Origin of the sequence: Acetobacter sp. DmW_136 (assembly GCF_008690365.1) — a bacterium.
Taxonomy (GTDB): Bacteria; Pseudomonadota; Alphaproteobacteria; order Acetobacterales; family Acetobacteraceae; genus Acetobacter; species Acetobacter oryzifermentans.
This window is the reverse complement of sequence record NZ_VHON01000046.1, coordinates 1-5900: the sequence shown is the minus strand read 5'-3', so window position 1 is coordinate 5900 and position 5900 is coordinate 1. Positions and strand designations below refer to the sequence as shown.

The window sequence follows — 5900 nt, the reverse complement described above, 5'->3', positions numbered from 1 at the left end:
TGTCTATCGAACTCTCAGCAGAACAGCCTCAACGTTCTTGTTGGGTTCACTCTAAGCGTACGTAAAGTACACTTTCGTGTCGTGACCCCAATATTGTTGTCGCGCCAAAGGCGAAGGTCGCCGCCTCAACACTCAGTTCATATTTGAACGGAGGAGAGTGGAAGCTGAGTGTGGTTGAAAAGATCGCCGATGCCTGCGGAGTCTCTCTTCAATGGTTATTATTCGGAGCAAGCAAAGAAGCTGAGCCTCAGATAATCGCGCAAACAAAGGGTCGATCCGATGTTGGCATTAGCTATTTTGAGGAAGCGCAAGCAAGCGCAGGATTCGGTCGCGTGGGGGTTGACGCCCCCAAACCCCAGACAGTGTTCATTTCTCGTGATTTTCTTGAGGAATTGGGCCTTACACCTCATCAGACCATCATTTTAAAGGTTGCTGGAGACAGCATGGAACCAACCTTGAAGACGGGTGACAGGCTATTCCTCAACACTACTCCGACCAACTTGCTAAATGGCATCACCGTCTTCGTATCGTCCGGTCAGCTGATGGTGAAGCGCCTTGCTCCCACTGCTTCCGGTACAGTTCGCATCATCGCTGATAACGACCGTTATCCGACAGAAGAAGCAGAAATCAGCCGTTTCCGATGGGGAGAGCCAGATGGCGGAGACGCCATAACAATAATAGGCCGCGTAGCCTACAGACTACAGGCAATGTCATGATAGAAAAAATTCGTAGGTTACCCAAAGAACCCGAAAGTCGACATGAATTTTCCCCTTCTCAAGATATATTTGACTTTGTATCGACAGATAATAGGCTGATTTTTGATTGTAAAAATGGATACAAAGAAAAAATAGAGGAAATAGTTTGGTTTACAGCATGGGATGGAAGCAGGGAATACATAAGAAAATTTATTAAAGAAGATCTATCTGCCTGTGAATTTAGATGGCCTTACTTAGAGCATATTACTCAGTCATTCATTTGGTCTGGAGTAATGCCCGTTTCATGGGCTAAATATCTTTGTACAAAAGATGGATATATAGAGAACCATAAGAAATTTGAATTATATTGCAACATGCATGTTGGCCTAACAGGAAGATATAGAGAATTCCTCGATTTTAGAAATCTGATTGATTATGACCCTACTTACTGGTTCTGCGCTCGCGTTGGCGACCCTTATGACTGCATTATTTCCAATAATATGTGCTTAGAAATTAACAAAACTCTTACTAGAGATATATATAAAGGAAACCCAAACACGTGCTTAACTATGCTCCCTTATTGCAATATTATCATTGAAGCGTGTCATAGACGCAAACCGTTAGGAACAAATCCTCCTGAATGGCTGGATACTTCGCTAAAACCATTGAAGTCCTTGTGATATCAGGTTTCATTTTGGCGCGCCCATCGCGCCAACCTTGGGGCTGGCTGGATTAATGGCCAAAGGATTTCACTGGTTTTAAAAGGGTCTTAAAAGGCCTTTCATCAAAATAGAATTCTTTATAGGTTGGGTTCCAAACTTGGTGTCCTTTCGGCCAAAATGCCTATCAGGTTCCAGACACCACGCACCGACATAATCATAAGGGCCACCAATCGTCCAATTATGCCGACACCAGCAGTTTTCCTCAGGTTCTCATCCCATCAAATCCCCGCTGATCCCACATAATCCCGGTTTCCCAGTAGTTCCATTCCCTGTGTCCCCTTACACTCGCAGTTCTGACTGTTTTTTCAGAAACCCCAACAGAACAGACCATGCCTCTTCAATTTTGTTATAATCTATATAAGGCACTTCTGATAATGGAGGTCTACGATCATTACCCAAACATTCCTTTAATCTGGACGGCCTGACAATTCTATTTTCAATATAACTGTCACATCTTGTTTTTCCTGCAAGAACAACGAGAGGAAGAATATTCTTTTTTTCCAAACCCGTTACTGATCTTACAGCATCAGCATGCATCTGATTCTGTTGGAGAGGACTATAAAATTTATATCTTTGCTTTGATTCTGGACCATCTGGTTGCCGAAACCATCTGGAGACATTTTTTGGATCATGAGAAATATATCCACTATAGTATTTTGTTTCTATAACAAATATTCCCCATGGAACTTTCACAATATGATCAATTTGCGTCACTTTTTTACCTGCGGGGGAATTATATTCTATATATATATTATTTAATATACCTTTATTGTTTCTGATTTCTTTTATATATTTATTAACAATACATTCTCCCGCAAACCCTTTCCTTTCAGCATACGATTTCTCAGGCGCAGACAGCTCTTCCTGAAAAGATTGCTCATCCTCAACATCTATTATCTCAGGTGTAGGTATCCTGCCATGAAATACAGTGCTCTGGGCTGTTGACGGTCTGAATTCATATTTAGGAGCAGTGCTTTGGTATGTTGATGATTCAAATGTATAAGAATTATCTCCTTCAGATGGCTTTTCCTTTGAAGAATCCTGTTTCTGATCGGATACTTTTTCGGTATCTCTACTGGCGGCCTCAATTGCAACGGCTACCAAGACAGCCAATACTAGGCAAATTATCCAGTGCGCTAAAATAAAATAGAAAATAATTATTGATATTTTAAACAATATATATATTGCCACTATTGCAAGAAAAAATCTTAACACCGTTTTCTCCATAACTCACAAAAAATAAAAAATATTCCATAATTTTCAATAGAATTTCCGCGAATTTTGTCACCTCAATTAAAAATTGTATTGATTATAATATAGCTTGAGGGCCGCGACATTATGCATTTTTTCTCAAAATTTCAACAGCCATAATCTTGTCGTTCACTTACCTCAAATATATGTGATTTTAAAAACTCTATAAATTTTTTACTTTTCCATGTTTTCTTTGCATTATTTTCTAGTCTCATTAAAAATCATTTATCACCATAAATTTCCGGGATTTTTTCTAGAAAAATATTCTAATTTTGAAACCTTAATTGATAATTGGATTGCACTACATTGCTATTAACGATCGTAAAAAATGCTGGTAGGTTGCATACAGCCTGAAAATTTTTGGTAATGAAAACAGGATGACAGTTATTAATGAGAGCGTCCGCAATGATGGCGTCTCACTCCAAACATACCTTAATGACCTTCAGGCACTCTTACGAACCCAGCCAGATGCTTGGGTTCGCTGCGAACTGCATGGCCTTACGCCCAGTGCAAAATTTGTTCGCATGGAATTCATTGAGCATGACGCTCAAGGTAAGCAAATCGCAAAAGCACAAGGGGGCTGCTTTCCTGCGGTTTACGAAAAGATTCAAAAAAGCTTTGCTAAAAGTGGGCTCTCCGTTACCACAGGAATTAAGGTTTTAGTCCGTCTCCGCGCTGATCTCCAAGCCGCCTATGGTTTTCAGGTACAAGTTATCGATATTGATCCGAGCTATACACTCGGCGATTTGAAGACACGTATGGACGCAATTCGGCAGCGCCTCGTACAAGAGAAACTGTGGGATAAAAATCGCTCAGTCTCACGTCCAACTGATTTTGAGCGTGTTGCAGTCATCTCCCCTCCCGGAGCTGCTGGGCAAGGTGATTTTAGAGCTTCGGCCGATATCCTCGCTCGCGTCAATCTTGTCACCTTTGACTATTACGAAACATCTTTTCAGACGGCCAATGCGCCAGATGGCATTATTTCCGTACTCCGGAAGATATTCCCCCTCGCAAAAGCTGGGAAATATTGCGCAGTTGCCCTCATCCGAGGTGGAGGCGCATCAAGCGATCTGGCATGGCTGGTCGATTACAATCTAACCCGCGCACTTTGTCACATGCCAGTACCCATCATGACGGGTATCGGACATCAACGAGATCGCACCTTACTGGATGAAGTTGCATGCATCCCCTGCGATACACCATCCAAAGTCGCTGAGTATATTCGTACGACAGTCTGCAACGCAGGATTAATTGCTGATCGCTCTTACCGGGATATCATCTTCAATACATCTTCTATTGCCGAGAAACATGCGACTAATATTTCAGAGCTTCAAACCCAAGCCTTGATAGATGTCCGCGAAACGGCGCGCGTTGTAGACGAAAAACTTCGTAAAATCTCTGATTATCATGCGCGAGCAGTACGGATGTTAACGGAGATGTCAGGACAGGAAGTTGCGAAGATCAGTCGCCAGATTGCTCTGAATGCCGAAGCAACACAAAACAAAGCCAGTAAAGACATTCTCGCCGCCGCTGCGCGAATTACATCTGACGCAGGAACACAAATCCATCATGCAGATCGTGGCCTTCGCCAATGTATCGAACTCGCTCTAACAGCACCTTTACGGATTATTGGCGAAGCGACCACAAGCCTCGACCGCATGACCCGCTATATTCAGGGTACGACATACGATCAGATGCGCCTCACGGGCGAAGCTATACTCTCTCTCAAGGGAAACATAACCCGCTTGCCAGCAGGAACTCTCAGCCAAGCAGAGTCCTTACTTGCACAGATCGGAGAAACAGTCCGTGGCACAGCGACGCATGCACTTGTAATCGTCGAAAGAGATATGCAGACCCAGCTAAGCTCTATTTATTCAGCTCCTGCTGCAGAAATCAGCCAAATAGCTGTTGCACTGGATAACACCACAAGCAGCATTACAGACTCTGTTCGCACTTCAGCAAAAATGGCTGAATGGCATCTTCATGTGAATCGAAACAACACGCGAGAACACCTCACGACAACAATCACATGTGTCCCTCCATTAGTGAGAGAAATAAAATATAAAATTCTCGAAAATGCCCTACAATATATTGAGCAACTCAAAGACAGGATTACTGCGGCACAAACTATTGCCGCCGCTCTAGATCCTCGCACTGTAGTGGCCGCCGGTTACGCAATACTTCGAAACGAAGACGGTTGTCCGATGACGCATGTACAAGACGTTGCCAATGCAAAGATTGTGAGCGCCGATCTTCGAGACGGATCTATCACCCTTCAACCACTCCGAACAAAGAAGATATAAAAATGAATCAGATGCAACAAAGCCCGATCAGCACTGGCAATGAACCCCCAACAAAATTTGCAGACGCTTATGCAGAATTGCAGCGGATCGCAGCAGCTCTCAAGCCGGAACAGGGTAAAATCCCTGACGTTGATGCGATTGAACCGCTTGTGAAACGCGCCAATATCCTCGCAAAATACTGTCAGGATCGCATTGATGCTGTCAGAAAATTGGTTGATGAACAACAAGAACATGGCTGAGACTGAACTGGATTGTCCCGGTCTGACTTAAGAACTTTACCACTTCATAAGAAGTTTCGGGCAATTCAAAGAGCTTATCCAGATCAGAGAAAATCCTGCTCCTATCATTCTTCAGGAATATAATATTTCCTGCGGCTTCGATCTGCACCGTAGGTAATCCCCCCACTAAAAATGGGGGGATTACCTGTCCATCATCTAAGCTCGTATGTTTGTGAGTGTGTAGAAAGAGCGGTACGCAAGCCAAGCCACACGACCTTTTTGGTAAAATTGAGATTTCGATCCCGCGCTTATTAAGTAGGATTACTATCTTCTCCGCCGCATTTTCATCCCCGTCAGGGCTATTGATCGCCAATGACGTGACGTTGTGCCCTAATTCTGTATTGAGCGATGCATCCAGATTTTCGTAAGCGTTCTCTGTGATTGACCCATCAAATATTAAAGATCCCATTCCGATCCACATCAAAGACGTCGGTGGTAATTTCTGCCCGAAAGTATTTGATTTATTTATAGCTGCGACAATGGTAAACGTGGAGACATTGGTAAATACCAAAAGCAAGGTGGTAATCCCCCCATTTTTAGTGGGGTGCTGAATGAGAATTTAGGCAGCTGTTTTTAGTTTCTGGGCGGGGGTTAGCCCGCTGTTCCCCATGTTGGGTCTGTCATGGTTATATGTCCAGAGCCATTGTGTTG

6 protein-coding genes are annotated in these 5900 nt (G+C 43.3%); 4 read left to right on the top strand and 2 right to left on the bottom strand.

The window, feature by feature from the left end:
• Nucleotides 1-170 precede the first annotated feature (170 nt).
• Both FKW31_RS13660 and FKW31_RS13655 read left to right on the top strand, forming a co-directional pair.
• The gene (locus FKW31_RS13660) at nucleotides 171-716 is read left to right on the top strand and encodes a LexA family transcriptional regulator (RefSeq protein ID WP_166443413.1); all 546 of its coding nucleotides are present in this window, start codon (nucleotides 171-173) and stop codon (nucleotides 714-716) included.
• Entirely contained in the window at nucleotides 713-1375 is a 663-nt protein-coding gene (locus tag FKW31_RS13655; protein ID WP_150178814.1) for a hypothetical protein, read from the top strand. Before FKW31_RS13660 ends, FKW31_RS13655 begins: the two co-directional genes overlap by 4 nt.
• Before the next feature lie 321 nt (nucleotides 1376-1696).
• Here FKW31_RS13655 and FKW31_RS13650 read toward each other — a convergent pair whose 3' ends face one another.
• Entirely contained in the window at nucleotides 1697-2632 is a 936-nt protein-coding gene (locus FKW31_RS13650) for a nuclease-related domain-containing protein (RefSeq protein ID WP_238332854.1), read from the bottom strand.
• A 413-nt stretch (nucleotides 2633-3045) separates the two neighbouring features.
• On the opposite strand from FKW31_RS13650, the gene FKW31_RS13645 reads away from it, so the two are divergent.
• Together FKW31_RS13645 and FKW31_RS13640 are read left to right on the top strand one after the other, a co-directional pair.
• Nucleotides 3046-4971, top strand: a complete 1926-nt coding sequence (locus FKW31_RS13645) for an exodeoxyribonuclease VII large subunit (RefSeq protein WP_087636595.1) — start codon at nucleotides 3046-3048, stop codon at nucleotides 4969-4971.
• Between the two features lie 2 nt (nucleotides 4972-4973).
• Complete coding sequence (locus tag FKW31_RS13640; RefSeq protein ID WP_003627225.1) at nucleotides 4974-5210, top strand: exodeoxyribonuclease VII small subunit; 237 nt, start codon at nucleotides 4974-4976, stop codon at nucleotides 5208-5210.
• On the opposite strand, the gene FKW31_RS13635 is transcribed toward FKW31_RS13640, so the two are convergent.
• On the bottom strand, nucleotides 5173-5766 hold the full coding sequence (locus FKW31_RS13635; protein WP_150178812.1) for a hypothetical protein: 594 nt from the start codon (nucleotides 5764-5766) through the stop codon (nucleotides 5173-5175). The two genes, FKW31_RS13640 and FKW31_RS13635, sit on opposite strands and share 38 nt — an antisense overlap.
• Nucleotides 5767-5900: the final 134 nt, after the last annotated feature.

Bases quoted from the DNA above. Each gene is read 5' to 3' on its own strand.
- FKW31_RS13640 (WP_003627225.1), top strand. From the start codon at position 4,974: ATGAATCAGATGCAACAAAGCCCGATCAGCACTGGCAATGAACCCCCA.
- FKW31_RS13655 (WP_150178814.1), top strand. From the start codon at position 713: ATGATAGAAAAAATTCGTAGGTTACCCAAAGAACCCGAAAGTCGACAT.
- FKW31_RS13645 (WP_087636595.1), top strand. From the start codon at position 3,046: ATGACAGTTATTAATGAGAGCGTCCGCAATGATGGCGTCTCACTCCAA.